The following is a 26,941-nucleotide window of genomic DNA, read 5'->3' as shown; positions in this document are numbered from 1 at the left end:
ACCGGCGGGGACCGCTGAGGCAGTCTCGGCTACATGCTGCCGTCACCGGGTCGGGGTCCGGGGGCGGTTCCACCAGAGGGAGAGGGACAGGGCTGCGGCGATGAGGATGGCGCCGCCGGCGGCGAAGGCGGCGGCTGTGTCGACCCGTTGACGGATGACGGTGAAGCTGCCGGGAAGGGTATCGAGGGCGCTTTGGAGCTGGTCGGCGTTCTCAGCGCGGTGGTAGGAGCCGCCGGTGGTCTGGGCTATCCGCTTGAGTGCGGGCTCGTCGATGGTGCGGGGGTTACGGCCGCTGTCGAATCCGCCGCGGCCGCCGAAGCCGCCGCCCCGGCCACCGAAGCCGCGGCCGTCGAACTGTGAGTTGTCGCAGACCATCGGGGCCGGGTTCGTGGTGCCAAAGCCGATGGTGAAGACGCGAACGCGGCGCAGGGCCGCCTCCTGGGCGGCGAGCTGCGGGTCGACGCCCTGGGTGTTGGCGCCGTCGGTGAGCACGACGATCGCGGCACCGGCGTAGCCTTCCCCGCCGCCGGGGGCCGCCCCGGTGGGGGCGACCGACGGGTCGACCTCCGCGATCGCGTCGATCGAGGTAAGCATGGCCTGCCCGATCGCGGTGCCGCGGGACACGGTGAGGCCGTCCAGCGCCTCGATCAGCGAGTCGGTGTCGTCGGTGGGAGGAACGAGCAGACCCGCGGTGCCCGCGAAGGTGACCAGGCCAATGCGCGGCCCGCCCCGCTGTGACTCGATGAAGTCCGCGGCGGCCTTCTTCGCGGCGACGATGCGGTTGGGGTCGACGTCCGTGGAACACATGGAGCCGGAGGTGTCGAACGCGAGCAGGATCGTCGCCGACGTCCGCGGCACCGGGACCGACGCCTGCGGGCGCGCGGCCCCGACCACGAGCAGCGCGAGCCCGGCTATGAACAGTGCCGCGGGGATCTTCCGCGTCCAGCGTGTACGGCCGGGCAGGGCGCTCCGTACGAGCGCGATCGAGGTGACGCGCACGGCGGCCCGCCGGCGGCGGCGCCGCGCCCACTCACGGATGGCGAAGATCAGCGGGATGATCAGGACTGCCGACAGTGCCCACGGCCATGAGAACGACATTCAGATCACCCGTCCGGACCGGAGCACGGTGAGCGCCGCTCCCGCGGTGAGCAGCGCAAGGGCGAGCCCGATCAGCCCGCCGGCGAGGGGCAGCGGCTCGTCGGAGACGGTGAGCCGCAGATCGATCGTGTCGGCGATTCCGTCGAGCCGCGCGGTGTCGGAGGCGGGGTGGTAGGCACCGCCGGTGGTCTGCGCGATCACGGCGAGGGTGTCCTCCTCTAGCGAGGTCTGCAGGTGGTAGCCGTCGACCCGCACCGTCGCCCCGGCCGTGGTGCCGACCCCGACGGTGTGGATGTGGATACCCGCCCGCTGGGCCACGGTGGCGGCGCGTTCGACGTCCGCGCCCTGGTTCTGGCCGTCGGAGAACATCACGATCGTCGCCGACGGCCAGTAGCCGATGTCGGGAGCGGCGCCGTCGCGGCCGACGGTCACCTGCTTGCCGGTGATCGCCGACAGCGAGGCCGTGATGGCCGTCCCCAGCGAGGTGCCGCCAGTGATCTTCAACCGGTCGATGGCCGCGAGCGCGACGGAGTGGTCGGCGTCGGGCCGTGCGGTGGTGAGCGCGCCCCGTTCGAACGCGACGACTCCGATGTCGACGCTGTCGGGCTGGGCCGCCACGAACGCGCGGGCCGCCCGCTGCGCGGCCGCCAGCCGGGTGGGGGCGACGTCGTCGGCGCCCATGCTGTTGGAGACGTCGATGGCGAGGATGACGGTGCCCGCGCTCCGCGGCACCGGCACCATGGCCGTCGGTCCGGCGGTGGCGATCGCGAGTACCCCGACGCCCGCGATCGTCAGGCCGACGCCGAGGTACGCCCGGCGGCCGCCCGGCACAGCGACGCCGGCCGCGGCGAGCGCTGCCGTCCGGCGGCGCGCCGAGACGACGGTCGCCCAGACGAGCGCCGCCGTGACGAGCAGTCCGACGGCCAGCAGGAGCGGGGAGGACAGGGTCATGAGGCCGGCCTCACATGTCCGTCGATGACCTCGACAAGCCCGGTCATGGCGACCGGTCCCCGGTTCTGGCGATGACCTCGACGAGCGCCTCGGCCAGATCGCGGTCGGTGTCGATGCGGTGGACGGGCACCCCGGCCCGGCGCATGCCCGCCGCGAGCCGGGCGTCGCGGGCGTCGACGGCGGCGCGGAAGCGGACCCGCAGCAGCGGGTCGGCGGAGTCGACGACGAGTTGCTCGCCGGTCTCGGCGTCCTCGACCACGATCAGTCCGGCTTCGGGCAGCACGTCGTCGGCGGTGTCCACGATCCGCAGGGCGACCACCTCGTGTCGCCGGGCCAGGCGCTGGAGCGAGCGCTCCCAGTCGCCGTCGCCGATGAAGTCCGACAGCACGACGATGAGTGCGCGGCGGCGCGCGAGCCGTCCGGCCGCATCGAGCATCTCCGCCAGGTCGGTGGTGGTGCCGGCGCGCGTCCCGGAGGTGCGTTCCAGCTCGGCGCCGATCCGCAGCGCGTGCCGCCGGGAGGTGCCGGGCGGCACGACGCGCGGCGTCCCGGTGTCGAACAGCAGGGCGCCGACGCGGTTGCCGCCCCGGCCGAACAGCCGAGCGAGGACGAGCGCGAGCTCGGCGAGTACGTCGTGTTTGCCGCGCCCCGGCCGGCCGGCCGCCATCGACGCCGACCGGTCAAGGACGAGCCACACCGTCAGCTCGCGGTCCTCGGTGAACACTCGCAGGTGCGGCTCGTCCAGCCGTGCGGTCACGTTCCAGTCGATGTGCCGGGCGTCGTCGCCGTCGCTGTAGGCGCGCAAGCCGGTGAAGTCGATCCCGGAGCCGCGGTGCGCGGTGCGGTGGGCGCCCTGGAGCCGGCCATCGAGCCTGCGGACGACCTTCCACTCCAGGCGGAGCAGGAGCCTCTCGGGGGCGGTGGCCATGGCTCAGCGGTTCTGCAGGACGACGTCGGGCGCCCGGACGGCCCCGAGCACCCTGGTGATGATCGTGTCGGCGTCGACGTCGTCCGCGAGGGCCTCGTAGGACAGCACGAGGCGGTGGCGCAGCACGTCGAGCGCGAGCTCGGACAGGTCGTGTGGCAGGGCGTAGTCGCGACCGCGCAGGAACGCCAGCGCCCGGGCGCCCGTAACGAGCGCGATGGACGCCCGTGGGCTCGCCCCGTAGGTGACATACCGTTCCAGCTCGCCGAGCCCGGCCGTCGCGGGGGAACGCGTCACGGAGACCAGCCGTACCGCGTAGTCGACGATCGCCGGATCGACGTACACCTGCCGAGCGCGGGCCCGCATCGCGACCAGGTCCTCGGCCGTCACCATCGGCTGCGGCGGCTCGGGCGGACGCAGCGCCCGGTCGACGATCGCCTGCTCTTCTGCCCGCGTCGGATAGTCGACGACCACCTTCATCATGAAACGGTCGACCTGCGCTTCCGGCAGCGGGTAGGTGCCCTCCGACTCGATCGGGTTCTCCGTCGCCATGACCAGGAACGGCTCGGGCACCCGGAACGTCTCGCGGCCGATCGTCACCTGATGTTCCTGCATCACCTCCAGCAGGGCGCTCTGCACCTTGGCGGGGGCACGGTTGATCTCGTCGGCCAGCAGCAGGTTCGCGAACACCGGGCCGAGCTCGGTTCGGAACTCCCCGGAGTGCTGGTGGTAGACCCGCGTGCCCACGAGGTCGGCGGGCACCAGGTCGAGGGTGAACTGGACGCGCTGGAAACTCCCGGCGATCGCGGCGGCCAGCGACCGCACCGCGAGCGTCTTGGCCAGGCCCGGCACGCCCTCGACGAGCAGGTGGCCGCCGGCGATCAGCGCGACGGCCATGCGCTCCAGCAGCACGTCCTGCCCGACGATCACGCGTTTGACCTCGAACAGCACATGTTCGAGCGGATGGGCCGGCTCGGGGGACTTGGTCGAGGTCATGGTCTTCCTTCTCGTGAGGCTTCGATCAGATCTCGGGCCCGCCCGGCGGGCCGTCGCCTTCGCCGCCGCCCAGGGCCACGCCGATCGGCACCGCGAACGCGATACCGGCGAACGCCTCGTCTCCTCCCGGGTCGGCGATCGAGACGACGATCCCGATGACCAGGCCGCGAGCGTCCAGGAGGGGACCGCCGGAGCTGCCCGGGTTGACGGAGGCGTCGAACTGAATGAGCCCGCTCAGGTCGCCGTCTTTGGCGGACCGGTTCAGGCCCGACACGACGCCGGTGGAGACGCTGTAGGTCAGGCCCAGCGGATTGCCGATCGCCACGACGGGCGCGCCCACGGCCACGGCGCCGCCGAGCGTCGCCGGGACGACGATCTCCGGCAGCCTCGCGGGCTTGAGGGTCGCGACGTCGCGCTTGGGATTCGACGACACCACAACGGCCTTCGCCCTGGTGCCGTCGGCGAACGTCAGGTTGACGTCCTTCGTGCCTTCGACGACGTGGTGCGCGGTCAGAATCGTCCCGTCCTCGGCCGCGATCACCCCGGTTCCGAGCGACTTCCCGGCCTGGATGACCACCACCGACGGCCCGACCCTTTTGAAGACGTCGGCCACCGTGAGCGTCACGCTGGGCGTCGGCGTCGCGCTCGGCACGGGCGCGGCCCCTTCGCCGTTCCCACCGATACCTCCCAGCCAGTACGCCAGCACCGCCACGACGACAAGTGCGCAGCCCCCGACGACGAACCGCCGAGCCCTCCCGGCCGCGGCTCCCTGAGCGTCGGCCGCATCGGCCTGCTGCGGCACACGCTCCATTGCCCCATACTCATAAATCTCAGTTGAAAGTTCTACAAGCTCCGCCTGAGAACTCCCTGAGAAACCGGTCCCCGCAGCCCTACGCGCGCAGCACGGAGACGAGGGTGGCGGCGCCAACCGCTCTGGCCAAGCCGGGGTGGAGCCTGCGGTGTACCTTGGGGCGGCACCGTCGTCGACGAGGGCCCCACCCGGCTGTGCAGCCACCTGGGCCTGGGCCAGGTCGCCCGTCTCGGTCTCGGCCGGCGCGCCGAGCTTCCTCATGCCGTTCCTGCCCTACCTCAGCAGCGCGTTCGTGCCGACGCGGACCATGCTGTCGTCCCTGCACGCGGTGAGCGAGAACCAGCCGATCATCCCGGTGATCGAGACCGTCCGGGGCCTGTTGACGGGACCCCGATGAACAACATCGGCCAGATCGCACTCGCCTGGTGTGTCGGCCTGCTCGTTCACCTTCGCCGCCTGGCTGTTCCGCCGTACCCACGGTTGAGAAAACGTCGCGCCCGACGAGCAGGAGCGACGAATCGGGCCGGGATGGTCAGGGGCCGTACAGGCCTGACGTCATCGGGATGCGGATGTGAGAACAGGTCGTGGTCCTGCGGTGGGACAGGAGTCGCCGGAGCTTGTGAACAAGCCGTTATCACCATCCCTGAAAGGGGTGATATCCGGCGACTCCTTGATCTAACAATCTATCGACAGGGCGCAAATGGATCGTTGTTCACTGGTTTTCAGGGAACCACGTAAGGGCTGTAGTAGTACCCACCGTTGGTAATATCCTGCATTCGCACCCGGCACGACCCCTGGTTGCCGACCGCGAAGACGAAGCTTCTTACCTGACCTGCCGAGATGGAGAAGGAGCCGTTATCGTCTTTCGAGAAACCATTTATGCACATCAGACGGAACCGTGCGGTGATTTTGGAGCCCACATTCTTGTAATAGGCTACGTCGTAACCGCCCGGACTGCCGGTAATGCCGCGCGCGCACAGTTCGTTGTCCCCGATGGGGACACACTTCACCGGGCCGAAAGCGGCTGCCGTGCCGCTGGTGCCGGCCTGGGCCGCGGATGCGGAAATTGTGGTCAGCGGCACAGCGGCGCACACTGCCGCGAGCGCGATGGCGCTGATTCGACGGGTGATCACTCGTTGGTCCTTTCCAAAGTGAACCGTTGTCGTGTGGAACCTAGGTAACGATCACTGTTTGGTTGCGATTTTGACAACCTGTAAGGTTTCAGGGTGCCGCTGAAGCGTCGCTGGGGTATTGAGGGAACGCGCGGTCGAGCAGTTGGGTCGGCTTGACAACCTCGCCGCCGCCGAGCGTCGGCGAACCATGGGCAAGCCCGCACCGGCCTTGGCCGTCGGCGGGCATCACCGGTGACGTCGGTACAAGGGGGCGGCGGACAGCCGCTTCGGCAGGATTCAGCGGACGGGGCCGGCCAAGGCCGTCGACGCCTACGCGTTATTAGGGGACACCGGGCCGGAAGCCAAGGATTCTCAAGACGGAGCGCGTTCCGGACTGGCGGCGGCCACCACCGCATCGGTCGTCGTCAGCGTGACGCCCGCCGAATCGGCCGACCCTGTTCACATGGTTGCCCGGAGTCACAAAGATGTATCCATTCATTGACCGTATACAGGCCAAGTGAAAGGATCTGCCGACTCGACCGGAAATACGCCCCGGAGTGGCCTGTGAACGGAACATTCATCAGCGAGTCTGGATTTACTCCTGATGGTAGTAAAACGCCCAAAATTCTCCCCGCCGGGATGGTCTTCACCTTCGCCGACATGCCTTTTAAGCTCGAAAACGGAAACGTCCGGATCACGATCGGCAGCGAGACCGGCTGGGTGGACGCCGCGGCGGTGGTCTCCGACGCCGACGCGGCCCAGGTCGAGGCACTCGTCACCACCGGATCCGCGCCGTCGATCCAGGACGTCACGAGCGTGCCGGAGTTCGCCGCCCACTGCGAGGCGGTGCAGTCCGCCATCACGGGCCTGACCGACGCCGTTCCCGGCCGGGCGATGCTGAAGGGGCGACTGGAGAAACACCTCGACCGGTTGTCGGGTCTCCTGCTGAAGGTCAGCGCCGTACGGAAGGTGGCCGAGCAGGCCACTCTGCACTTCGCCACCGAGGACAGCGCAGGACGGTGGCCGACCATGTTGCGGCTGTGGGCCGGCCGCACGGAAAAGGAGCGCAAGGCGGCGTTCAAATGCATTCCCCCCGAGCTCGCCGAGGCGTTCGCCGATCTGATCGAGGTGTACGCGGACGGGGCGGCGGACTTCGACAGCGCGGAGGCGGAACACAGTGAGCTGTCCATCACCCTTCGGGTGGCGCTGGACACGGCGACGCTGCGCCCGGGGACCTTTCTGACAGACGAGATGCAGGCGAAGGCGGCGTACGCGAAGCTGCACCTGCACGGACCGAACCTCTTCTCCACTCAGAACGGTTTCATGGTCGAGCTGCCCGAGCCCCGTGTCGCCAAAGGGCTCACCGTCCACTCCAACGACGTGGTCCTCGACAAGCCGACGGAAGTCCCCGACGAGAAGCTGCCGAAGGTGGTAAGCCTGACCCAGGAGAAGGAGAAGCTGTACCTCGGGGGCGGGCCGAGTGGCGACGACGTGTGCCAGGGAAGCCTTGGCGACTGCTACTTCCTGTCCCTGCTCGCGTCCATCGCCGACCACGACCCTGATCAGCTGAAGCGGATGATCAGGAAGAGCGAGTCGGCCTTCCTGGTCACGTTCACTCGGACGATCTCCTTCATGGATCGATCGTTCCGGCTGCCGCAGCTCGTCGAGGTCGAGCCGCTCTTCGCGCAGAGCACGACCTTGGGTGCGAAAAACATCCTGCTGGGGGCCCGAGCCAGGGCCATATGCGGGAACTCCGTGGTGCGGCGCCGCAGGACCCTGGGAGGCGACGTGTACCTGGAAGAGGCGTTCCCGGTGACGACGGCCATCTGGGTGCCGATCATGGAGAGGGCGTTCGCCGCCTTCGTCGCCGCCTACGGCCTCTACTTCACCGACGCTCCCACCGAGGACGCCCCGGAGGAGGACGGCTATCGCCTGATCCGCGAAGGCATGCAGTTCTCCGAGGTACTTTTCGCCTGCCTGTACGGTCACCGGCTCCGCTACAGCCGCGGCGTGAAGGTGGAACCGTTGGGCAAGGCGGTCGTCGAGCGCCCGGAGCGGCTCGACCTGGTGACCGGCGAGCTGTTCAACATGCTGCTCATGGTGGCCGATCAGGCGGCGAGTAACTCGCCGTGCATCGCGGTGCCGACCGCCTCGGTGAGCTGGCGAAAGGTCGGTGCGGAGCTGATCGCGCTGGGAGAGCGGTACGAGGGCCCGTTGTCACAGTACTTCGCCGAGATCGGGAAGAAGCTGCGGCCCGTGCTCGACGAGGAACGTGACACCGTCGCGACCCTGACAAACGATGCCGCCTTCCAGAACGCGTGCGCGCAGGTCACGAAGACTCTGCGGCCGCTCCGGCCGAAGGACCTCTGGGCGGACAGGGTCGTCAGGCTGCTCGCGTCACTGGCGGAGCCGATGGCCGAGCATGGCCCGTGCCCCTACATCTTCGCCCGCCACGAGTACGCGATCAGCGGGGTCCGCCTGGTGCTCGCGGGAGACTCGCCGGCCCCCGACTACGTGACCAACCCCGCGCTGGGCACCGCGCTGGCGAACGCGGCGTCACTCGCCAAGGCGGTCGCCGCTCTCGACCTCCAGAAGTCGACCGTCACCCTGCGCAACCCGCACCACCGAGGCTCCCCCGACCTGGACGGGAACCTCCCCTTCGAACAGAACACCGGGCTGTTCACCCTGTCTCTCCAGGAGTTCCTGAACTTCTTCCACGACGTCCAGTACGCCGTCGTCAACCGCCACGCCTGACCACACCCGCATGGCCCGTCAAAGGTCCAGGCCGTCGGCCATGCCCGTGGCCGTCGCGGCTGAGGGGCCACGGCGATTCCGGACAGCCGTCTTATGGGCGTAGCCCTCGCCGGTGCGTATGTCGAGGATGGTCAGGGCGGCGGCGCGCAGTTGGGCGAGATGCCGAGTTGGGCGTAGGCGTGGACGAGCGCGGCGCCAGTCGCCGATGCAATGTTCGGGTGTTCGGCGTGCTCGGGTCCGCTGATCGCGCAGCGGTCGGGGCCGCCGGACCCCTGGCATGGATGAACCCGATACGCCTGCGCCTACCGTCACGATGACGGATTCGCCGACTGGCCGATCTTTATAGCTTCGGTTCGGGGCACGGCGCCCCGAAGGAGGCGGAGATGAAGATTCTGGTCGGCGCGGTGTTGGCGTTGAGCGTGATGGCGAGCCCGGCGCAGGCAAAGGACGGTTGCGCGCAGGCGCGAGAGGAGGTGTCGAGCATCAAGGGTTGGGTGTCGCCCAACGCCTGCTCGTTCATCAACAGGCAGATCAGTTTCGGCAAGGTGACCACGGAGAACCGGGTGCAGGCCTACGTGGACATGTGGGACGCCAGAGCGACGCTCTGGGAGCCGCGGGAGGCGGGCCTGCCCCTGACGCAGGGTCTGGACACGATCAGGGCGTCGATCGCGGGGACGCTGGCCCTGGTGCCCGACTTCCGGTTCCGCGGCACGCGCATCGCTGTGAACGGCCCGGCGGTGATGTTCGAGGCGGTCAACGAGGCCACGGTGAAGGGTCACAAGATCACCTACCCGGCGGTGTACCGGGTCCTGCTGGCCGATGACGGCAAGGTGCTCCAGGGCCGCCGGTACTACGACCGTCACCAGATGTTCTCCCCGCTCGAGCCGAGCCTGCCCAACCTGTTCGGCGGCGTCACCGACAGCGGCCTGCCCGAGGGTGGCAGGCAGCGGGTCATGGGTCCCGACGAGCTGGCCGCCCGGGCCGCGGCGTGGAACAACGAGGACGTCGCGGCCCTGACGGCGCCCCTCAGCGGTGCTCCGCTGTCGGCCCCCGGGCTGGGCGAGCGCGAGCTGCGGACGGCCAAGGGCAAGCAGGACTATCTGACGACCTTCTTCGACCAGGTCAGCGATGTGAAGCTGCAGCCAGGCCAGGCCGTTCGGGTGCACGGCGCGACGTACGTGGAGTGGCACGGCACGGTCCTGCCGAAGGGGCAGAGCGAGCCGATGAGCTTCGGCATCGTGGAGCGGATCGCTGACAAGGGCGGCGTCTCGACGCAGTGGCGGCTCACCTTCGACCAGCTGCCGCTGATCGCCGACCAGGACAAGATCGACCGGCTGTACGGCCTGCTCAGGTGAGCGCGGCCGGCTCCGCCCGCGAGGTGATCCCCAGCTTGGGGAAAGCCTTGTACAGGTGGTAGCCGACGGTTCTGGGACTGAGGTACAGCTGGGCCGCGATGTCCCGATTCGAGGCACCGGTCACGGCCGACCGTAGGGGGAGCACGCTGAGCGGGTCATCCGCCTGGCACGGGGCGGCGGGCACGTCGCCGGTGAGCCGACGCCGAGCGACGAGTCCCGGGAGGTCCGCCGGGTGCCCCGCGACAATGCCGATTCGCTGCCCATGGACCGGTCCGGTGCGCCTGCGCATCCGGCACTACCTGGCCGGTTCGGCCGACGGTCCGTACATCGGATAGCCCGTCCAGGTCCGGCACGGCGCCCGCGAAGTGAGAGCCGTGCCGTCGAACGGGAAAACGGCGGCAACAGGACTCCGCCGCGACGGGCTACGCGACCTTGCCGGCCGGGGCGGTCCAGGTGTTGCACGACTTGGGGTTGCCGGTGGAGTGGCCCCGATTGAACCAGTAGGCCAGGTTGGCCCCCTTACCGAATATGTCGAACTTGCTCTTGTCCGCCTCGGCCTTCGCCAGGCCCGCCAGGCGTTTGGCATCCTTGGCGGGGTAGCCGAGAGCGGGCCACAGGCTCTTGGCGGTTACTCCGCTGATGCACTGCGCCTGCAGGCTGTAGCGGCGAAGCTGTTCGGACATCTCAGTGCCGTCGTCGGCGTGCAGGGCGTTGTAGGCCTCGGCGATGTCGACCATGTTCAGCACGTGCTCGCCGTACGCCGAGCTCAGCTGCGCGAAAATCTGAACGTCGTCGGACGCCTTGATCCAGTCAGAACGGATCTGCACGATGAAGTTGGCGCGTCCTCCGCAGTAGAAGACCGCTGATTTCTTCGGGCTCAGCGTCCGCCCTCGGCAGTCGGTCTTGTACTTGCCCTTCATCTCCACCAGGGTCGGGACGAACTGCAGGTTGGCTTCCTTGAGGTAGGAACCCCAGGTGTTGTTCAGGCAGGAGATGATCGCGTTGACGTGTTTCGTGACCGAGGCCAGGGTCTTTCCCTTGGCGGGTTTCTTCGCGCATGCCGCGCCGGGGAGCTTACCGGCGGCATAAAGAGAGTTGTTGGTCAAGTCCGGGGCATCGTTGACCGGATATGCGTAGGCACTGGTCGTACCGGAGAAGAGCAGGACGGACGCCCCGGCAGCCACCATGATCGCACGAGTCTTCATGGCGATGAACATTAGGGGTATATGTCTAGAAGTGGTAGGTGTTTAACATATGTCCACTCCTTCCCTTAGCTCGGAAATGGGCAACTTGGGCTGCGTCGTCCCCGGGTCGCTCACTGATTCCACGGCAAGACGTTGTGGCCTATGCGTGTCATACGTATCTCCTGAGCAGCACAGCATCATGAAGATGGGATTTCCAGCGCTGCTTTAACGCGGCCTGTACGGCGCGCACGGCCGCGGTTGGCCGGCCAGGTGCTCGGGGCCGTGCCGGGAATGGATCTCCAGCAGTCTGGCCTCCGCCTCGACCGGCAGGACGCGCGTCCCCGGGCGAGTGGCCTCACACCAGCGGATGCACCTCGGGGTGTGCCTCCCACCAGCGTCCGAAGAGAGGATTGTCGTGCACATGGTCGATGAACGCCGCGGCGAGGCCGCGATAGAGCGCCCCGGCGGTCGCATCGCCCAGGCGGTCCCTGTGCCACGCGACGAGCAGCCGTGCCACCTGCGGCTCTCCCATGAGCGGTCGTACGACGGTGCCCGACGCCGCGGTCCAGCAGGGATCGACCAGCCGCACGCCGTGCCCGTCCGCCACCAAGGGGCGGCCGGCGCCGCTCGGCGCCTCGAAGCGTAGCCTGGGTTCGAAACCGGCCGCCCGGCACGAGGCCCGCAGCGCGGCAAGGGAGCCGTCGTCGGCTCCCGGAGGGCTGATCCACGCCTCGTCCTTGAGGTCGGCCAGCCGGATCTCCTCGTTTCCCGCGAGCGGGTGCCCCGCCGACAGGGCGACGAATATCGGATACCGGTATACCAGCGCCCGGCTGGTGACCGGCGGCGCCAGCGTGACTTCGAAGCCCTCGATGACGCCGAGCAGCGCCGCGTCGAGCCGCCCGTGCGTGAGCGCCTCCGCCAGCAGCGCCGTGGAGGGCTCGATCCGTAGTGAGATCTCGCGTCCGGGCAGGACGTCGCCGACCCGGTTGACGATGCTGCCTACGCAACCGACGTGGACCGAGCCCAGCCGCAGGGATCGGGCCTCCGACGGCCCATGCAGGTCGCCGAAGAGCGCGTCGACCTCGGACAGGACGATCCGGGCGCGGGCGATGACCTGGCTGCCAAGCGGTGTCGGCTCCACCCCGGAGCGGCTGCGGACGAAGAGCTCGCCCCCGACGAAGGTCTCTATCCGGCGCAGCAGGTTCGTCATGGCCGGCTGGGAAAGCCCCACCTGGGCCGCCGCCCTGGTCAGGCTGCCCGACTCCGCTATCGCACAGATCATACGGAGATGACGGATATCGAGATCCATAACCGAGAATTATGCGGCAATTAATGACCAGCACCTGAATTTTCGAGCAAAATTCATTTTTCCCCCTTACGCATGACTGCTTCTTCCTCCTTCCCCACCAGCCTGGGGATGCCCCGGCGCTTCGTTCCGGCGCGCCGCGAGTCCGGCCACGGGTTCACGGCGGCACTGTCGGCGGCACTGTCGGCGGAAGGGCGGGGCGGCGGTCGCAGATGGGGCACGAGCGGCACGAAGACGATGGCATCGAAGCAGCCTGCTGAGCCGGACGAGCAGGTACGCGCCCGCGACCAGGCCACAGCCACGATAAACGGGCCCAAGGCGCACATGTCGCCGGACCGCCGCTCGATTCGCCACCAGGGGGCGGGCGGTGGCCGCGCGACCAGACTGCGCGCCGCAGGTTCCGGGCCGGCCACGTGTGCCGCACGAGGCCGGACGACACCCGCTTGTCCACGCCGAGCCCATCCGCTCCGCCGCAGCTCAGGCTGGGCTGCAACGGGGTCATAACCAAGAACTATGCGCGCCTTTATGACCGCTGGTTTGGTTTCGTCACCAAACTACGGGCGGCAACACCTCTTCGCTCTCCGAGATCCCTGAGCCACGTGGCCCGCCGGTCCGACAGGACCCGGCGGAGCCCCCGCCGCGTCCTGGCCCGTTCCGGCCGCCGCGGCACCCCCTGTCACATCCAACCTCACGCTCGTTCTTCCACACCCCCCGGAGGTTGCTCGTGGGAATCACCCCACCCCTGCGCGCGCTCAGAAAATCGTCACTGACCGCGCTCGTCCTCGTCCCGGCCCTCGGCCTGGGACTCGCCCTACAGCCGGCGGCCGCATCGGCCGCCACCGAGCCCATCGCCAGGCCCGTCGTGACGGCATCCGCGGGTAAGACGCCGCCCCCCGCGCCGGCGCTGCTCGCGACCGACGGCACCGACCACGTCCGGCGTTCTCCGCTCCCGGTCAGCGAACGGGCGCCGATGCCCTCCTCCAACGAGCGGCTGCGCCATGACTACGATCGGCCCGAGCCCGCCCCGGCGCACCCGCGCCCGTCCATGAAGGAGAAGGCGAAGTCCGCCGCCACGGTGCAGGCGGCGGCCGCGTGCACCGTGAGCGACTTCACCAGCCGGACCGGAAGCGCCCTGGTCCAGCAGATCAAGTCCGCCACGACCGACTGCGTCAACACCCTGTTCAGCCTCACCGGCAGCGACGCCTACTACGCCTTCCGCGAGGCGCAGATGAGCAGCGTCGCGTACGGCCTGCGTGACAACGGGTCGTACTACCCCGGTGACAACTCCACCGGCACCGCTCAGCTCGTGCTCTACCTGCGCGCCGGCTACTACGTGCACTGGTACAACGCGTCCACCGTGGGCACGTACGGCTCGTCGCTCAAGACCGCGATCGAGGCGGGCCTGGACGCCTTCTTCGGCAACTCCAAGTCCTCGACGGTGAGCGACGCCAACGGCGAGGTGCTGGCCGAGGCGGTCACGCTGATCGACAGCGCCGAGGAGAACGACCGCTACCTCTACGTGGTGAAGCGGCTGCTCAACGGCTACAACAGCTCCTACAACGCGAGCTGGTGGATGCTGAACGCGGTCAACAACGTCTACACGGTGCTCTTCCGCGGCCACCAGCTCCCGGCGTTCGTGACCGCCGTCCAGGCGGACCCCAGCGTGATCGACACGCTGTACGGCTTCGCCGACAACAACTGGAACCTGCTCGGCACCGACCAGAGCTACCTGGCGTCGAACGCCGGCCGGGAGATGGCCCGCTTCCTTCAGGAAACCGCCCTGCGGTCGAAGGTGCGGCCGATGGCCAAGGCCCTGCTCGACCGCGGCGACGTCTCCGGGACGACCGCGCCCATGTGGGTCGGCGTCGCTGAGATGACCGACTACTACGACAAGGCCAACTGCTCCTACTACGACACCTGCGACCTGCAGGCGCGGCTCGCGGCCGCCATACTGCCGATCCGGTACACCTGCAGCTCCAGCATCACGATCCGTGCGCAGGCCTTGACCTCCGCGCAGCTCACCACCGCCTGCAACAGCCTCAAGAACCAGGACGCGTACTTCCACAACCTGGTGAACGACGGCAACCGACCCGTGGCGAACGACAACAACACCACCATCGAAGTCGTCGTCTTCCACTCCAGCACCGACTACCAGAACTACGCCGGGACGATGTTCGGCATCGACACCAACAACGGCGGCATGTACCTGGAGGGCGACCCGGCCGCGGCCGGTAACCAGCCGCGCTTCATCGCCTACGAGGCGGAGTGGCTGCGGCCCGCGTTCGAGATCTGGAACCTCAACCACGAGTACACCCACTACCTCGACGGCCGGTTCGACATGTACGGCGACTTCACCGCCGGCATCACCACCCCGACCATCTGGTGGATCGAGGGCTTCGCCGAGTACGTGTCGTACTCCTACCGGAACGTGACCTACGACGCGGCGATCACCGAGGCGGCCAAGAAGACGTACCCGCTCAGGACGCTGTTCGACACCGACTACTCGCACGATACGACCCGCGTCTACCGCTGGGGTTACCTGGCCGTGCGATACATGTTCGAGAAGCACCCGGCTGACGTCACCACCGTCCTCGGCAACTACCGGACGGGCAACTGGAGCGGCGCCCGCACCTTCCTGACCAGCACCATCGGCAACCGCTACGACAGCGACTGGTCGAGCTGGCTCACCGCCTGCGCGTCCGGCTCCTGCTCGGGCGGCGGCGGCACGAACAAGCCGCCGGCCGCGAACTTCACCTTCACCGTCAGCGGCCTCAACGCGACCTTCACCGACGCCTCGACCGACTCCGACGGCACGATCGCCTCGCGCTCGTGGGAATTCGGCGACGGCACGTCCTCGACCGCGGCGAACCCCACCCACGCGTACGCCGCGGCGGGCACCTACCCGGTGAAGCTGACCGTCACCGACAACGGCGGCGCCACCGCGTCGACCACCAGGCAGGTGACCGTGACGTCCGGAGGCGGAACCCTGCCCGAGTGCACCTCGTCCGACACCAGGGAACTGGGCAAGAACTGCCGGCGCGGCAACGTGTCCGCGACCGCCGGTAACCACGCCTACTTCTACCTGTACCTCCCGGCCGGCACTACCAGGATCGTCATCACGTCGTCTGGCGGCACCGGGAACGCCGACCTCTACTACAGCCCCAGCACGTGGGCCACGAAGTCGGCGTACACGCAGCGGTCGACCAACTCCGGCAACAGCGAGACCCTGACGATGACCAGCCCGGCGGCCGGCTACCACTACATCAGCCTTTACGCCACCACCGCATTCTCCGGGGCCTCGGTGAAGGTCGAGTACTGACGCCCACCGTCGCCTCATCTATGCCGGGACCGGGCCTCACGTCCGGTCCCGGCCCTCGGCACCGCCGGCCGGGTCTCGACACCACAGAGATTTCACCGCGGCACCGGCACGACGCAGTACCGACACACCCCGGCCGGTCCCGGCTCTGCGATTTCATACATGGACTTCGGCATCCGCCTGCTCTACCGGACGCTCGCGACGTTCAAGGCGGAGCCGGGCGCGGCCGGTGCGGAAATCGTCCCGGACCTCGCCACCGACCTCGGCACCCCCAGCGAAGGTGGCAAGGCCTGGACGTTCACCCTCAAAGAGGGCGTGAAGTACGAGGACGGCACCCCGATCCGAGCGCAGGACATCAACCAGGGGCCGCACCAGACCGTGGTCGACGATCGGCTCACCGACAGGGGGCGAGGATGCCACGTCGGTCGGTCTCCTACAGCGACGCGACCGCGGCCGGTCTGGCGAAGATCCTGCCCCGCCCACAGGTGAAGTCCCGGCTGGCCGACGAGATGTCGGGCTGCACCAGGCTGATCGGCTTCAACACATCGGATAGGGCACGTGTCCGAAGAAGACCCGGAGAAACCGTCTCATCCATCTGATGACGATCGTCTAAGTTGTCAGTGATGCTTTGAAAAGTGCGATCGGGGGTGTTCGCGGTGCCCCCTGGACGGCAGGCGGGTCGCGGTGCCGACGGCACGGACGTCGCCGACAGTGTCCTCCGGAGCCGCGATCGGGAACCTCCCGTCCCGGTACGGACCCGGGTGAGGCGCCGTCCCCGCATGATCGCGGCCGCGCTGCTCATGGGAGTCTGCGCCTGCGGGCCCGCCATGCCGCCGTCGGCCACCGGCGGACAGGCTCCGAGCGTCCCTTCCGGAGAAGGTGCTTCGCCGGAGTGGCTCGGCCCGTCGGAGACACCCCCACCCGTGCCCTCTCCCGTTCGGAAGGCCGAAACGCCTTTCGCCCGGGCCTATCCCCGGGCCAGGATCCTGTGGATCCCCGCCAAGGACACGATGTCCCGTTCCGTCATCGGCGCCCTGCCCGACGGGCGGCTCATCGTCCGCAAGTTCTCCCGGTACCTCCCGTACCTCGACCACGTCGACATCCTCGACCCCGTCACCGGCCGCAGCACGCTGTTGCAACGCAAGAACAGGGAGTCGTACACCGCCGCCGCCGCGGCGCATGGCACGCGCGTGGTGAAGCTGCTCGGAAACGACGAGCCGGGCGGGTGGATTCTCGAGGTCACCGACATGCGCACCGGCCTGACCCGGCAGATGACGAACACCTGGGGCGTTCCCGGGGGGTACTGCGGGACCGGCTGGCAATACCCCATCGACCTCCAGTTCCATCGGGGCGAGCTCTACTTCTCCCGGTGCGTCACCAACAGCTCCGGAGACGTGGGCGTCTACCGCATGGGCCCCGGCGACAGGACTCCCCGGCTGTGGCTGCAGGGGGTGTACGACATCGCCTGGGAGGGCGACACCTTCCTCGCGAGGTCCCCTGTCATGGTGCCGGATTCATCGGATCCGGGGGAGTTCACCGGCTCGCCGCCGGCTCGCTACGGCCCGGACTGGGCCAGGCGCGGCGTTTCCGATCCGGCCTCGTACATCGCCCGGGTGGGCAGGGACCGGGATCGCCTGGAGTACGGCGACGGCACCGTCGCCGGCCTGAGCCCGCGTGCCAAGAACGTCGACATCTCGCGGCACGGGCGCTTCGCGGCGTGGCGCGAGGACGGGACCGGATGGCTTCTCGACGCCCGGACACGTACCGCGGTGCGCCTGCCAGGCCGGGAGACGGACAAGGTGAGCATCTCCAATGCCAGGTACCTCCACTGGAAGACGGCGGGCGGCTACCACGTCCTGGACCTGGCGGCCCTGAACGACCGGGGTTGAGCGTCCTCGGCTACGGCGGAGACCGGAGCCGGGACGTGCGGCCGGGCTCCCGGCAGGCAGGTCGGGCGGTATCGGAGCGCCGTGGTAGGCCAGGTTCATGGTCAACGAAACTGAAGGCGTGATGTCGCCAAGGTGAGGCTGGTTGCGGTCAGGCATCCGTGGACGAGGTCGCTGCGGTACTGGAGTTTGCGAAGTCCTCGACGCGGGCTGCCGAGCAGGTGGTCGGGGTCGGTGAACCGGGAGGAAAACCAATGTGCGCGGAGTGGTTCGACTGAGTATCGTGCTTGCCATGTCGAGCCCAGAGGCATCCAAGGTGGGGGCTTTCGGTCACCCGTCAGCCCCCTGAACCACTGAACAATCCTGTTCTGCCGCACGGTGGCGGCAGATGACAGGAGTAGTCGGGCCGCTGACCGCGGTGACGAGACGTTTCATCTGATCTCTCATCACCTCGGAGTTTCTCGATGCCTCTACCTCTCTATCTGCTTGCCATGGCGCTTTTCGCCATGGGCACGTCAGAGTTCATGCTCGCCGGCCTGCTGCCGGACATCGCCGCAGACCTCGGCGTTCCGGTTGCGACGGCGGGACTGCTCACATCGGCCTTCGCCATCGGAATGGTGGTAGGCGCCCCGCTCATGGCGGGCCTCGCGCGCCGGTGGCCACGGCGATCCAGCCTGCTGGGCTTTCTCGGCCTGTTTCTGGCCACACACGTCCTCGGCGCCTGCACCGGCAGCTTCACGGTTCTGCTCGCCACCCGAATCATCGCAGCGCTTGCCAATGCCGGCTTTCTGGCGGTCGCGCTCACCGCAGCCGCCGAACTGGTCCCCTCCGACCGGAAGGGCCGGGCCCTGGCCGTCCTGCTGGCGGGCACCACGGTCGCCACCATCGCAGGGGTCCCCGGTGGTGCCTTGCTGGGGACACTGCTCGACTGGCGCGCCACCTTCTGGGGGATCGCGATGTTGTGCCTACCCTCGGCGCTCGGCGTAGTGCGTGGCATTCCCGCCAAGACAGAACGGCCAGACGAGCCGGCAGGCCCGGATCTACGTCGGGAGCTCACTGAACTACAGCGTCCGCGACTGCTCCTGGTCCTGCTGCTGGGCGCGCTGGTGAATGCCGCAACGTTCGGCACTTTCACCTTCCTCGCTCCGATCGTCACCGATGTCGCCGGACTGGATCCGCTGTGGGTCTCTGTCGTGCTGGTGCTGTTCGGCCTAGGGTCCTTCGTCGGCGTCACCGTCGCCGGGCGGTTGTCCGACCAGCGGCCCGGTGTCGTCGTCGCAGTCGGCGGGCCGTTACTGCTCGGCGGCTGGGTCACCCTCGGCCTCGTCGCGTTCAACCCGATCGCTCTGCTGATCCTCGCGTTCACCCAGGGTGCGCTCTCCTTCGGCCTTGGGAGCACGCTGATCGCACGCGTGCTGTATGAGGCCGCAGGAGCGCCGACCATGGCAGGCTCCTACGCCACCGCCGCTCTCAACGTCGGGGCTACCGCCGGTCCCGTCATCGCCGCCGCCACGTTGAACACCTGGTTGGCCGAACTGGGACCCGTCTGGGTCAGTAGCGCCTTGGTCTCGGTCGCGCTCCTCCTCGCTCTGCCCTTTCGCCGGGCGCTGCCCGTAGGAGAGTTGGCGGAGTAGCTGTCCCGGTCGTCGTACGAGCTCACCCAGGTGCCGGCGGAGACGTCTTGTCGATTCGTGCCACGGATTCGCACACGCCGGCTCCCGGGTTGGCGGACGCGTCCGGTCAAGCCGATCCGCTCATGTGACTCCAACCCCTTTCCCAAGAGATGTTGGAAATGCCATAATCCCAACATGTCTTGGGAAAAGGGTGACGGCCTGGTGCCGCTGCGTGCGCTGGCGAACCCGCTCCGGATCCGCATCGTGTCGCTGCTCACCGGCGCGTCCATGTCGGCCACCGAGGTCGCGGAGGAGCTGGGCATCGCCCACGCCTCGGCCAGCTACCACCTGCGCCAGCTGGCCGAGGCCGGCTTCCTGCAGCAGGTGGACGAGCGGCCGCCACCGGGCGGCAAGGGCAGACCCCGTCGGCTCTACCAGTACGACCCCTCCAGCGGCGCGCGGCTGGACCGCGCGAACGGCCGGCAGCTCCTGCACGAGGCGCTCACCACCGACCTGGCACGACGCCTCGCCCAGACCAAGCTGCAGCGCATGTCCATGGACGCCGAGGTATGGCTGGATCGCGCCGTGTGGGAGGAGATCGTCGGGCTGATCGAGCAGGCGGTCGCGCTGGCCCACGACAAGGCCGGGCCGCCCCGCTCCGACGACCGGGTCAAGGTGAGCATGACCGCGATCCTGCTGGAACTCGACGACGTGCGATGACCCGCCTGCTGATGGCGTGCGCGGGAGCGTGCTTCCTGTCGCTCGGGCTGCTCATCCCAACGATCCCCAAGTACGTCACCGGCCCGCTGGACCAGGGTCCGGGCCTGGTCGGCGGTTGCTTGGCGATCACGGCCGGGTGCGCCGTGCTCTTCCGCCCACTGGCCGGTCGGCTGGCCGACCGGCTCGGCCGCAGGGCGGCGGCCTGCACCGGCGCCGCGCTGCTGGCGATCACCTCCTTCGCCGTACTCATGGCCGAGTCGCTGCCGCTGTTCCTGGCGTGCCGGGCCGTCGCGGGAGCGGGGGAGGCCCTGACCTACGTCGGTCTGGCCGCCGCGGCCAGCGATCACGACCGTCCGGGTGCCGCGATCAACCGCTTCTCCGTCGCGGTCAACGCCGGCCTGCTCGCCGGACCGGCGCTCGCCGAGGCCGGCCATTCCGTCGCCGGCCTGCGGGCCACATGGGCGCTGTCCGGAGCCGTCGCCCTCGCGGCCTTCGTGGCCTGCCTGTTCCTGCCCGCGGGCCCGGCCGTCGCCGGCGATCCCGCCGGCACGAGGAAGGCCGGGCCGCTCGTGCATCGCGCGGGACTGCGCCCCGGGCTGGCGTACTGGGCGTCGGTGTGGGGATACACCGCCTTCGGCGCCTTCCTCCCGCTGCACGTCGCCGCGCTGGGCGGCAGCGGCAGCGGCCCGCACTTCCTCGTCTACGGCTGCGTGCTGCTCGCCGTGCGGCTCGGCGGCCAACGATGGACGGACCGGATCGGCCCGCGTGCGACGGCGACCGCGGCCCTGCTGGTCACCGCGGCCGGGCTGGCCCTGCTCGTCGCCTGGCCGTCCGTGACCGGGGCGCTGGCCGCCGCGGCGGTGATCGGCGCCGGGCAGGCGCTGGGGCTTCCCGCGTTCCTCACGATGGCGGTGACCGGTCTGCCCGCCGCGCAGCGCGGCTCGGCGGTGGCCACCACGACGGCGTTCTTCGATCTCGGGTTCATGACGGCCGCGCTCGCGCTGGGCGCCATCGTGCAGTCGTCCGGCCTGGCCTACGGCTTCGCCGTCGCGGGCTGCGTGCCGGCCCTGGCGCCGCTGCTGTTCCTCTCCCGCTCCCGCAAGGTCCGCAGGACATCCCCCCAAGGAGACAGCCATGACCATTCCCACCACTGAACTGGCCGGCTACGCCGACGTCGTCTTCGACATAGCCGTACCGGTCGTCGCCGGCGACCGGGTGCTGATCAACGCCGAGATCGAGCACGCCCCGCTCGCCCGCGCCCTGGCCGAGGCGGCATACGCCCGGGGTGCCCGCTATGCCGACATCTGGTATTTCGACCCCTACGCGAAGCGATCCCGGGTCCAGCACGCGGACGCGGCCACCCTGAGCGAGGTCCCGGCCTGGCTGGACGCGCGCAACGAGGAGTTGGCCCGCCACTGCGGCATCCTGCTCAACATCCGCGGCGTCGCGGCCCCGGATCTCCTCGCCGGGCAGGACCCGGTACGGGCGGGCCTGGACCGCATGCCGTACCTCACGTCGAGGCAGCGGCTGCAGCTCGGCAGCCTCGTCCGCTGGACGATGGTCCCCTGCCCGACTGCGGAATGGGCGCGCGCGATCTTCGGGGAGCCGGACGGAACCCGCCTCTGGCAGCACCTGCGCCCGATACTGCGGCTGGACCGGCCCGATCCCCGCGCCGCCTGGGAGCAGCGGATCGCCGAGCTGCTGAGCCGCGCGGAGGTGCTGAGCAGGATGCGGCTCGACGCCGTCCGGTTCGAGGGGCCGGGCACCGACCTGACCATCGGCCTGCTCCCGGACGCGCACTGGACCGCGGCGCGCCTCGAATCCGTGCGGGGGCACCGCTTCCAGGCCAACCTCCCCACGGAGGAGGTGTTCACCACGCCTGACTACCGCCGGGTGGAGGGCACCGTCCGTTCGACGCGGCCACTCGCGCTCAACGGGAGCGTCATTCGCGACCTGGAGCTGACCTTCACCGGTGGGGTGGTGACGGAGGTGAGGGCGAGTGCCGGCGCCGACGTGGTCCGCACCCACCAGGCGACCGACGCGGGCGCGGCCCGTCTGGGCGAGCTGGCCCTGGTCGACGGCTCGTCGCCGGTCGGGCGATCGGGCCTCACCTTTCTCGAGACCCTGCTGGACGAGAACGCCACCTGCCATCTGGCCTGGGGTGCCGGCCTGCCTCCGGGCGTGCCCGAGCACCTGCGCGAGCGGGACGCCGCCGGGCTCGATGCGGCCGGGGTCAACCTCTCCGGTGTGCACGTCGACTTCATGGTGGGCGGCCCCGACGTCACCGTCACGGGGATCGGGCATGACGGCGGCGCGATCGAGTTGCTCCGCGACGACGAGTGGCAGGTCTGAGTCGAATCCACGTAGGACGGCGCGAGCCGCGCGGGATCAACGGACATCGCCGTCGGTACCGAGGAGCGAACCTCTCCGTACCGACGGCGATGAAGCCCCATCGCGAGTCACCTCCACGGACCCTGTCACGCGGACGGCCGCCGTCACCGGCTCCGGGAACTACCGGGAGAACCGCGTCGCGGTCTCCCCCGCGTGATGTGTCGGTGACGACGCATATGGTCGGGGGATGGCAGAGACGCTGACCGGTGTGGGTTCCCGGCTGGAGCCGTTCCGGACCGAACTGACCGGTTACTGCTACCGGTTGCTCGGCTCCGGCTTCGAGGCCGAAGACGCGGTGCAGGAAACGCTGCTGCGTGCCTGGCGGGCGTTCGACCGCTACGACGAGCGACGGGCGTCGCTGCGTACCTGGCTCTACGGCATCGCCACCAACGTCTGCCTCGACATGCTGCGCAGCACGCAACGCCGGGCCTTGGCCATGGATCTCAGCCGGGCCGCGGACGGCGGGCCGAGCATCGGTGAGCCGGTCTCGGAGCGGATCTGGATCCAGCCGGTTCCAGACGGTCTCGTGCTGCCGATGGACGGCGATCCGGAAGAGCTGGCCGTGCGGCGGGAGACGATCCGGCTGGCATTCGTCGCCGCGCTGCAGCACCTGCCGCCCCGGCAGCGGGTGGTGCTGATCCTGCGCGACGTGTTGCGGTGGAAGGCCGAGGAGGTCGCGAACCTCTTGGAGACCACCGTCGCGTCGGTGACCAGCGCGTTGCAGCGGGCAAGGTCGACGCTCAAGACGGTCGACGTCATGCCCGGTGAGCCGTTCCGGCCGTCCGATCCCGCCCAGCGCGAGCTGCTCGCCCGCTACTGCAGCGCGTTCGAGCGTCACGACATCACCGCGCTCGTCGCCCTGCTGCACGAGGACGCGACGATGTCGATGCCTCCCTTCACCTGGTGGCTTCGCGGCCGCGACCGGATCGAACAGGCGCTGCTGGACCCGAACGCGTCCTGCGCGGGCGCGCGCCTCGTCCCGGTCGCGGCGAACGGCTCGCCGGCGTTCTGGCAGACCAGACCCGGCCCCGACGGCGTTCACGTGCCCTTCGGGCTGGTCCTTCTGGACGTGTCCGAGGGTCTGATCAGCGGCATCACCACATACCTGGACGCCGACCGGCTGATCCCGCTTTTCGGCGCTCCGGCCGAGTCCTCCCGCACACCGATGAGTTTCGTGACGCCACGTCGTATCACCCTGAACGGCTAGTCACAGCAGACCGGAGGAGCGGACATGACGACTGTCCAGCCCATCATCATCACATCCGACCTGGATCGACTGCGAACCTTCTACGAGCGCCTGCTCGGCGCGGTGGAGGTGAGCCGCTTCCCCGACGACGGGCCCACCTTCTTCGTGAACCTGAAGCTGGGCGACTCGGAACTCGGACTGGTCAACGAGGCGGCGACCGACCTGGCCGCCCCGCAGCGGATCCTGCTGCGCGTGCAGGTCGACGACGTCGACGGTCTGCTGGACCGGGTCGAGTCGGCCGGCGGACGGGCGCTCGGCCCGTCGACCGACATGCCCTGGGGAGAACGCGTGGCCCACATCCACGACCCTGACGGAAACATGGTCAACCTGACCCAGTACCTCCAAGAAAGCGCCGGATAACTCAGGCGATGACGCGCTCTGGATCCTTAGCCGACCCCACTCTGACCAGGGGCGGAACAACGGGGAACCGGATGTGAGCGCCACGCGCCCGCCGCTCGCCTGAGCCGGTCGGCGAAAACCCGGTCCGCGATGCGCGGGAAAGGCCCCGGCCGGCCGGTGAAACCTCGCCTGACCAGCGTGGTGGCCCGGCCAAGAAAACACACCGTAGCCGGCCATACGAACACCGTGAAATATCGAAACCGATGGTTGAAAAGATTCAACTCGCTGACTATGCTCAAAGTAAAGATCCAGTCGACAAAAAGAAAGGCGAAGTGTGAGGCTTCGGAAAAAATTACTTCGAGTGACTTCAGCGGCAATTCTGGCCGGGGCGATGTTCGCCTCCGCACCGGCATCGGCTTCCGCAGCGCCGACGCCGGGCGATGTGCAGATACTTGGATGCGGCGCCTACGAAGGAGCCGTGAAAAAGCAAATCATCTACTGGTACGCGCGGGTCTACAACGCGTGCGGCTCATCGAAACAAATGCGCGCGGTGGTCAACGGGTGGCCCGACGGCCCATGCGAATGGGTGGGCGCGTACAGTCGCGCGGATCTCTACGCCGGCGTGTACCAGCCGAGCGGCACCGCCGACTGCTGACAGACGGCACCGGCTACGACCCGGTTCCGGCGGTGGGGCTCCGGACTCGGCGGCCATTCCCCATTTCGTGGTTCAGGTGATCGTCCCTCGCGATGTGGAGGTCTGGCGCCTCGCCGCCATTCTTATGTGACGGGCCCTCCCGGAACCCCCCGGGAGGGCCCGTCACTGTTTAATCGGGCTCCCGCAGCAGAGATAACGGTAAGACAATCAATCGAAGCCTCGAGCCCCGGAGCCGATGCCGCCGGGTCGGTGCTCTCTTTTTCAGGTTAGGGTGGTCGTGCGGAGCCATTTCGTTTCCGGCTCAGTCGAAGACGGAGACGCGGGTGCGGTGGTGCCGTGGCGTGTCGATTTCGTCGATCACCGCCACCGCGAGGTCCGCATAGGACAGCTGCGCCGATGCCGATCGCGGCACGGTCTCTCCCCCGATCCGGTAGCGGCCGGTCCTGGGACCGGCCGAATCCAGCAGCGCGGGCGGGGTCAGCATGAGCCAGTCGACCGCGGTGTTCCCGGCCGCCCGGAGCCGGTCCAGGCCGGCCGTGTGCGCGATGGCGAACGGCCGGATCTCAGCCGGGAAGACCGAGGGATCGTCCATCACCGGACGCCCGTGGGCGTCGCGGAGGTTCGCGAACAGTCCGACCAGAACGAGCCTGGGCACGCGCGCTTCCGCCAGACCGTGCAGCAGGGCGTCGGCCGCCTTGACGAAGAACTGCGGGTCGAGGCCGGCGAAGCCCTGCTCCGGGCCGGAGAACGGGCTCACCGCCTGAACCGCGGCATCATGGCCGGGCGCGATCGAGGAGATCGCCGCCAGGTCCGTGACGTCGCCCCGCACCACGTGGACACCGTCCGCCTGAATGTCGCGGTACCTGTCCGGATCCCGGACCACGGCCGTGACGTGATGTCCGCGCCCACGTGCCTCAGCCGTGATCGCCCGTCCCGCCCGGCCTCCCGCCCCGAAGATGACGATGCCGCTCATGTCGCTCCTGTCTGGTCGCGTATGTCGCCGCCGGACAGAACGGTATCCAGGGGATACTGGTTACCTCAAAGATACTGGGATAGCCTCGCGTTCATGGTCGAACCCCTGGACCCGCAGATGTTCGACCCCGTGTGCCCGTCCAGCGCCATGCCGATACGGATCGGCGACAAGTGGACCGCGATGGTCGTGCTCTGTCTCGAAGGCGGCCGGCGGCGGTTCAACGAACTGCGGGGACCGCTGCGCGGCATCACCCCGAAAGTGCTCACCCAGACCCTGCGGGCGATGGAGCGCGACGGTCTGGTCACCCGCACCGCGTACGACGAGAACCCGCCCCGGGTCGAGTACGAGCTGACCGCGCTGGGGCGCAGCCTGCTGACCCTCATCGCGGCCGCACGCGCCTGGAGCGGGGAGCACCTCCCCGCGCTCCTCGAAGCCCGCGACGCGCACGACTCCGCACCCGGCCCGTCACCGCTGGGATAGATCGCCCGAAAGGCTACGTGCGGTCCTAGTGTGGGAAGGTGGGGAGGGTCGGGGGTTCGAAGTCGGCGCCGGTCCGCGGGTCGCCGGTGGACTGGGTCAGCAGCAGGCGGGTGGTCTCCAGCAGGTGGTCGTGCATGGCCTGCGCGGCGCCCTGGTTGTCACGGGCCCGGATGTTGTCGAGGATGCGCTCGTGGACCCGCCAGATGTCGGCGAGAGTCCGCGTCTGGGTGGTGGACAAGCCCCGGGCGGACATCTGGGCGCGGGTCGTCGCGACGGACTGGGTCACCCGTGCGTTGCCCGCCGACTCCAGGATGAGCTGGTGGAACTTCACGTCCTCCTCCTGGAAGAGGCGCTCGTCCCCGGCCTCGCCCGCCTGGCGCATCTTCTCCAGGGCCGTGGCGACCAGTGCCATCTGGGCGTCGTCCATCATGGTCGCCGCGCGGTACACCGAGGGGACCTCCAGCAGGAAGCGGAGCGAGTAGATCTCCTCGATGTCACGCGTGGTCATCTGGAGGATCCGGACACCGCGGCTGCGCTCGAATCTGACGACTCCGTGTGTGGCCAGCTGGAGCAGGGCCTCCCTGACCGGGGTTCTGGACACGCCGAGCTGGGCCGCTATCCCCACCACGGAGTGCAGCGTCCCGGGAGCCAGCTCACCGGTGATGATGGCACGGCGAACCACCTCGAAGGTCCGGGCCGTCAGCGATGCCTGGTCCACCGAAATCTGTTCCATCCGACAAGACTCCCGGGGGGATCGGTCCGGCGCCCGACTGAATGATCAGGCGCCCTTGGTTGGGCAAAAAGGTACCACGCGCACAGTAGTGCAGCAT

At 68.9% G+C, this 26,941-nt stretch carries 25 protein-coding genes; 14 read left to right on the top strand and 11 right to left on the bottom strand.

Features of this window, described 5'->3' with window-relative positions; genetic code table 11:
* Positions 1–42 precede the first annotated feature (42 nt).
* Genes ABT130_RS07435 through ABT130_RS07415 form a run of 5 tightly spaced genes read right to left on the bottom strand, consistent with a single transcriptional unit; the run spans position 43 to position 4,781 of the window.
* The gene (locus ABT130_RS07435) at positions 43–1,098 is read right to left on the bottom strand and encodes a VWA domain-containing protein (protein ID WP_350953651.1); all 1,056 of its coding nucleotides are present in this window, start codon (positions 1,096–1,098) and stop codon (positions 43–45) included.
* Complete coding sequence (locus ABT130_RS07430; RefSeq protein WP_350953649.1) at positions 1,099–2,049, bottom strand: VWA domain-containing protein; 951 nt, start codon at positions 2,047–2,049, stop codon at positions 1,099–1,101.
* A gap of 43 nt (positions 2,050–2,092) precedes the next feature.
* A complete protein-coding gene (locus tag ABT130_RS07425) occupies positions 2,093–2,977 on the bottom strand; it encodes a DUF58 domain-containing protein (protein WP_350953647.1) in 885 nt (294 codons plus the stop codon).
* A gap of 3 nt (positions 2,978–2,980) precedes the next feature.
* Positions 2,981–3,970 carry an AAA family ATPase gene (locus ABT130_RS07420; protein WP_350953645.1) on the bottom strand — a complete coding sequence of 330 codons (990 nt, stop codon included), beginning with the start codon at positions 3,968–3,970 and terminating at the stop codon, positions 2,981–2,983.
* Between the two features lie 25 nt (positions 3,971–3,995).
* Complete coding sequence (locus tag ABT130_RS07415) at positions 3,996–4,781, bottom strand: S1C family serine protease (protein ID WP_350953643.1); 786 nt, start codon at positions 4,779–4,781, stop codon at positions 3,996–3,998.
* Positions 4,782–4,929: 148 nt separating this feature from the next.
* On the opposite strand from ABT130_RS07415, the gene ABT130_RS07410 reads away from it, so the two are divergent.
* Entirely contained in the window at positions 4,930–5,178 is a 249-nt protein-coding gene (locus ABT130_RS07410; RefSeq protein WP_350953641.1) for a hypothetical protein, read from the top strand.
* Positions 5,179–5,503: 325 nt separating this feature from the next.
* Here ABT130_RS07410 and ABT130_RS07405 read toward each other — a convergent pair whose 3' ends face one another.
* Complete coding sequence (locus ABT130_RS07405) at positions 5,504–5,914, bottom strand: hypothetical protein (protein ID WP_350953639.1); 411 nt, start codon at positions 5,912–5,914, stop codon at positions 5,504–5,506.
* A gap of 639 nt (positions 5,915–6,553) precedes the next feature.
* On the opposite strand from ABT130_RS07405, the gene ABT130_RS07400 reads away from it, so the two are divergent.
* Together ABT130_RS07400 and ABT130_RS07395 are read left to right on the top strand one after the other, a co-directional pair.
* Complete coding sequence (locus ABT130_RS07400; RefSeq protein WP_350953637.1) at positions 6,554–8,647, top strand: C2 family cysteine protease; 2,094 nt, start codon at positions 6,554–6,556, stop codon at positions 8,645–8,647.
* Between the two features lie 383 nt (positions 8,648–9,030).
* Positions 9,031–10,002: a nuclear transport factor 2 family protein gene (locus ABT130_RS07395; RefSeq protein WP_350926521.1), complete on the top strand. Its 972-nt coding sequence runs from the start codon at positions 9,031–9,033 to the stop codon at positions 10,000–10,002.
* On the opposite strand, the gene ABT130_RS47740 is transcribed toward ABT130_RS07395, so the two are convergent.
* The 3 genes from ABT130_RS47740 to ABT130_RS07380 form a co-directional block, all read right to left on the bottom strand.
* Positions 9,995–10,291 carry a helix-turn-helix domain-containing protein gene (locus ABT130_RS47740; RefSeq protein ID WP_451936134.1) on the bottom strand — a complete coding sequence of 99 codons (297 nt, stop codon included), beginning with the start codon at positions 10,289–10,291 and terminating at the stop codon, positions 9,995–9,997. The genes ABT130_RS07395 and ABT130_RS47740 overlap by 8 nt on opposite strands.
* A 133-nt stretch (positions 10,292–10,424) precedes the next feature.
* Positions 10,425–11,207 carry a neutral zinc metallopeptidase gene (locus tag ABT130_RS07385; RefSeq protein ID WP_350953636.1) on the bottom strand — a complete coding sequence of 261 codons (783 nt, stop codon included), beginning with the start codon at positions 11,205–11,207 and terminating at the stop codon, positions 10,425–10,427.
* 334 nt (positions 11,208–11,541) lie between these two features.
* Positions 11,542–12,495 carry a LysR family transcriptional regulator gene (locus ABT130_RS07380; RefSeq protein WP_350953634.1) on the bottom strand — a complete coding sequence of 318 codons (954 nt, stop codon included), beginning with the start codon at positions 12,493–12,495 and terminating at the stop codon, positions 11,542–11,544.
* Positions 12,496–13,216: 721 nt separating this feature from the next.
* Between ABT130_RS07380 and ABT130_RS07375 the strand changes: the two genes are divergently transcribed.
* The 10 genes from ABT130_RS07375 to ABT130_RS07330 all read left to right on the top strand — a co-directional run bounded on the left by ABT130_RS07375 (position 13,217) and on the right by ABT130_RS07330 (position 24,658).
* Complete coding sequence (locus tag ABT130_RS07375; RefSeq protein ID WP_350953632.1) at positions 13,217–15,811, top strand: collagenase; 2,595 nt, start codon at positions 13,217–13,219, stop codon at positions 15,809–15,811.
* A 159-nt stretch (positions 15,812–15,970) separates the two neighbouring features.
* On the top strand, positions 15,971–16,297 hold the full coding sequence (locus ABT130_RS07370; RefSeq protein WP_350953630.1) for an ABC transporter substrate-binding protein: 327 nt from the start codon (positions 15,971–15,973) through the stop codon (positions 16,295–16,297).
* Positions 16,298–16,818: 521 nt separating this feature from the next.
* Positions 16,819–17,697 carry a hypothetical protein gene (locus tag ABT130_RS07365; protein ID WP_350953628.1) on the top strand — a complete coding sequence of 293 codons (879 nt, stop codon included), beginning with the start codon at positions 16,819–16,821 and terminating at the stop codon, positions 17,695–17,697.
* A gap of 461 nt (positions 17,698–18,158) precedes the next feature.
* A complete protein-coding gene (locus ABT130_RS07360) occupies positions 18,159–19,328 on the top strand; it encodes a Cmx/CmrA family chloramphenicol efflux MFS transporter (RefSeq protein ID WP_350953626.1) in 1,170 nt (389 codons plus the stop codon).
* A gap of 174 nt (positions 19,329–19,502) precedes the next feature.
* Positions 19,503–20,027: an ArsR/SmtB family transcription factor gene (locus tag ABT130_RS07355; RefSeq protein WP_350926551.1), complete on the top strand. Its 525-nt coding sequence runs from the start codon at positions 19,503–19,505 to the stop codon at positions 20,025–20,027.
* Positions 20,024–21,181, top strand: a complete 1,158-nt coding sequence (locus tag ABT130_RS07350; RefSeq protein WP_350953624.1) for an MFS transporter — start codon at positions 20,024–20,026, stop codon at positions 21,179–21,181. Before ABT130_RS07355 ends, ABT130_RS07350 begins: the two co-directional genes overlap by 4 nt.
* The gene (locus tag ABT130_RS07345; protein WP_350953622.1) at positions 21,162–22,379 is read left to right on the top strand and encodes an aminopeptidase; all 1,218 of its coding nucleotides are present in this window, start codon (positions 21,162–21,164) and stop codon (positions 22,377–22,379) included. The genes ABT130_RS07350 and ABT130_RS07345 overlap by 20 nt, the downstream gene beginning before the upstream one ends.
* Before the next feature lie 226 nt (positions 22,380–22,605).
* On the top strand, positions 22,606–23,625 hold the full coding sequence (locus tag ABT130_RS07340) for a sigma-70 family RNA polymerase sigma factor (RefSeq protein ID WP_350953621.1): 1,020 nt from the start codon (positions 22,606–22,608) through the stop codon (positions 23,623–23,625).
* Positions 23,626–23,649: 24 nt separating this feature from the next.
* Positions 23,650–24,024: a VOC family protein gene (locus tag ABT130_RS07335; protein ID WP_350953619.1), complete on the top strand. Its 375-nt coding sequence runs from the start codon at positions 23,650–23,652 to the stop codon at positions 24,022–24,024.
* A 340-nt stretch (positions 24,025–24,364) separates the two neighbouring features.
* On the top strand, positions 24,365–24,658 hold the full coding sequence (locus ABT130_RS07330) for a hypothetical protein (RefSeq protein ID WP_350926561.1): 294 nt from the start codon (positions 24,365–24,367) through the stop codon (positions 24,656–24,658).
* Between the two features lie 301 nt (positions 24,659–24,959).
* On the opposite strand, the gene ABT130_RS07325 is transcribed toward ABT130_RS07330, so the two are convergent.
* The gene (locus ABT130_RS07325; RefSeq protein WP_350953617.1) at positions 24,960–25,631 is read right to left on the bottom strand and encodes an NAD(P)-dependent oxidoreductase; all 672 of its coding nucleotides are present in this window, start codon (positions 25,629–25,631) and stop codon (positions 24,960–24,962) included.
* A gap of 93 nt (positions 25,632–25,724) precedes the next feature.
* Between ABT130_RS07325 and ABT130_RS07320 the strand changes: the two genes are divergently transcribed.
* On the top strand, positions 25,725–26,111 hold the full coding sequence (locus ABT130_RS07320; RefSeq protein WP_350926565.1) for a winged helix-turn-helix transcriptional regulator: 387 nt from the start codon (positions 25,725–25,727) through the stop codon (positions 26,109–26,111).
* A gap of 25 nt (positions 26,112–26,136) precedes the next feature.
* Here ABT130_RS07320 and ABT130_RS07315 read toward each other — a convergent pair whose 3' ends face one another.
* Positions 26,137–26,844 (bottom strand): GntR family transcriptional regulator, encoded by a 708-nt coding sequence (locus ABT130_RS07315; RefSeq protein ID WP_350953615.1) that lies wholly within the window; start codon positions 26,842–26,844, stop codon positions 26,137–26,139.
* Positions 26,845–26,941: the final 97 nt, after the last annotated feature.

It is taken from the genome of Streptosporangium sp. NPDC001681 (assembly GCF_040298085.1).
Lineage (GTDB): Bacteria > Actinomycetota > Actinomycetes > Streptosporangiales > Streptosporangiaceae > Streptosporangium.
The sequence above is the reverse complement of the archived record's forward strand: the minus strand, read 5'-3'. Positions and strand labels throughout refer to the sequence as shown.

What these genes read in the sequence shown, in the direction of transcription:
- ABT130_RS07325 (WP_350953617.1), bottom strand. Translation starts at nt 25,631, where the DNA reads ATGAGCGGCATCGTCATCTTCGGGGCGGGAGGCCGGGCGGGACGGGCG.
- ABT130_RS07420 (WP_350953645.1), bottom strand. Translation starts at nt 3,970, where the DNA reads ATGACCTCGACCAAGTCCCCCGAGCCGGCCCATCCGCTCGAACATGTG.
- ABT130_RS07385 (WP_350953636.1), bottom strand. Translation starts at nt 11,207, where the DNA reads ATGAAGACTCGTGCGATCATGGTGGCTGCCGGGGCGTCCGTCCTGCTC.
- ABT130_RS07350 (WP_350953624.1), top strand. Translation starts at nt 20,024, where the DNA reads ATGACCCGCCTGCTGATGGCGTGCGCGGGAGCGTGCTTCCTGTCGCTC.
- ABT130_RS07365 (WP_350953628.1), top strand. Translation starts at nt 16,819, where the DNA reads ATGTCCCGTTCCGTCATCGGCGCCCTGCCCGACGGGCGGCTCATCGTC.
- ABT130_RS07395 (WP_350926521.1), top strand. Translation starts at nt 9,031, where the DNA reads ATGAAGATTCTGGTCGGCGCGGTGTTGGCGTTGAGCGTGATGGCGAGC.
- ABT130_RS07355 (WP_350926551.1), top strand. Translation starts at nt 19,503, where the DNA reads ATGTCTTGGGAAAAGGGTGACGGCCTGGTGCCGCTGCGTGCGCTGGCG.
- ABT130_RS07315 (WP_350953615.1), bottom strand. Translation starts at nt 26,844, where the DNA reads ATGGAACAGATTTCGGTGGACCAGGCATCGCTGACGGCCCGGACCTTC.
- ABT130_RS07370 (WP_350953630.1), top strand. Translation starts at nt 15,971, where the DNA reads ATGGACTTCGGCATCCGCCTGCTCTACCGGACGCTCGCGACGTTCAAG.
- ABT130_RS07430 (WP_350953649.1), bottom strand. Translation starts at nt 2,049, where the DNA reads ATGACCCTGTCCTCCCCGCTCCTGCTGGCCGTCGGACTGCTCGTCACG.
- ABT130_RS07425 (WP_350953647.1), bottom strand. Translation starts at nt 2,977, where the DNA reads ATGGCCACCGCCCCCGAGAGGCTCCTGCTCCGCCTGGAGTGGAAGGTC.
- ABT130_RS07400 (WP_350953637.1), top strand. Translation starts at nt 6,554, where the DNA reads ATGCCTTTTAAGCTCGAAAACGGAAACGTCCGGATCACGATCGGCAGC.
- ABT130_RS07345 (WP_350953622.1), top strand. Translation starts at nt 21,162, where the DNA reads ATGACCATTCCCACCACTGAACTGGCCGGCTACGCCGACGTCGTCTTC.
- ABT130_RS07320 (WP_350926565.1), top strand. Translation starts at nt 25,725, where the DNA reads ATGGTCGAACCCCTGGACCCGCAGATGTTCGACCCCGTGTGCCCGTCC.
- ABT130_RS07380 (WP_350953634.1), bottom strand. Translation starts at nt 12,495, where the DNA reads ATGGATCTCGATATCCGTCATCTCCGTATGATCTGTGCGATAGCGGAG.
- ABT130_RS07360 (WP_350953626.1), top strand. Translation starts at nt 18,159, where the DNA reads ATGCCTCTACCTCTCTATCTGCTTGCCATGGCGCTTTTCGCCATGGGC.
- ABT130_RS07415 (WP_350953643.1), bottom strand. Translation starts at nt 4,781, where the DNA reads ATGGAGCGTGTGCCGCAGCAGGCCGATGCGGCCGACGCTCAGGGAGCC.
- ABT130_RS07335 (WP_350953619.1), top strand. Translation starts at nt 23,650, where the DNA reads ATGACGACTGTCCAGCCCATCATCATCACATCCGACCTGGATCGACTG.
- ABT130_RS47740 (WP_451936134.1), bottom strand. Translation starts at nt 10,291, where the DNA reads ATGCGCAGGCGCACCGGACCGGTCCATGGGCAGCGAATCGGCATTGTC.
- ABT130_RS07435 (WP_350953651.1), bottom strand. Translation starts at nt 1,098, where the DNA reads ATGTCGTTCTCATGGCCGTGGGCACTGTCGGCAGTCCTGATCATCCCG.
- ABT130_RS07340 (WP_350953621.1), top strand. Translation starts at nt 22,606, where the DNA reads ATGGCAGAGACGCTGACCGGTGTGGGTTCCCGGCTGGAGCCGTTCCGG.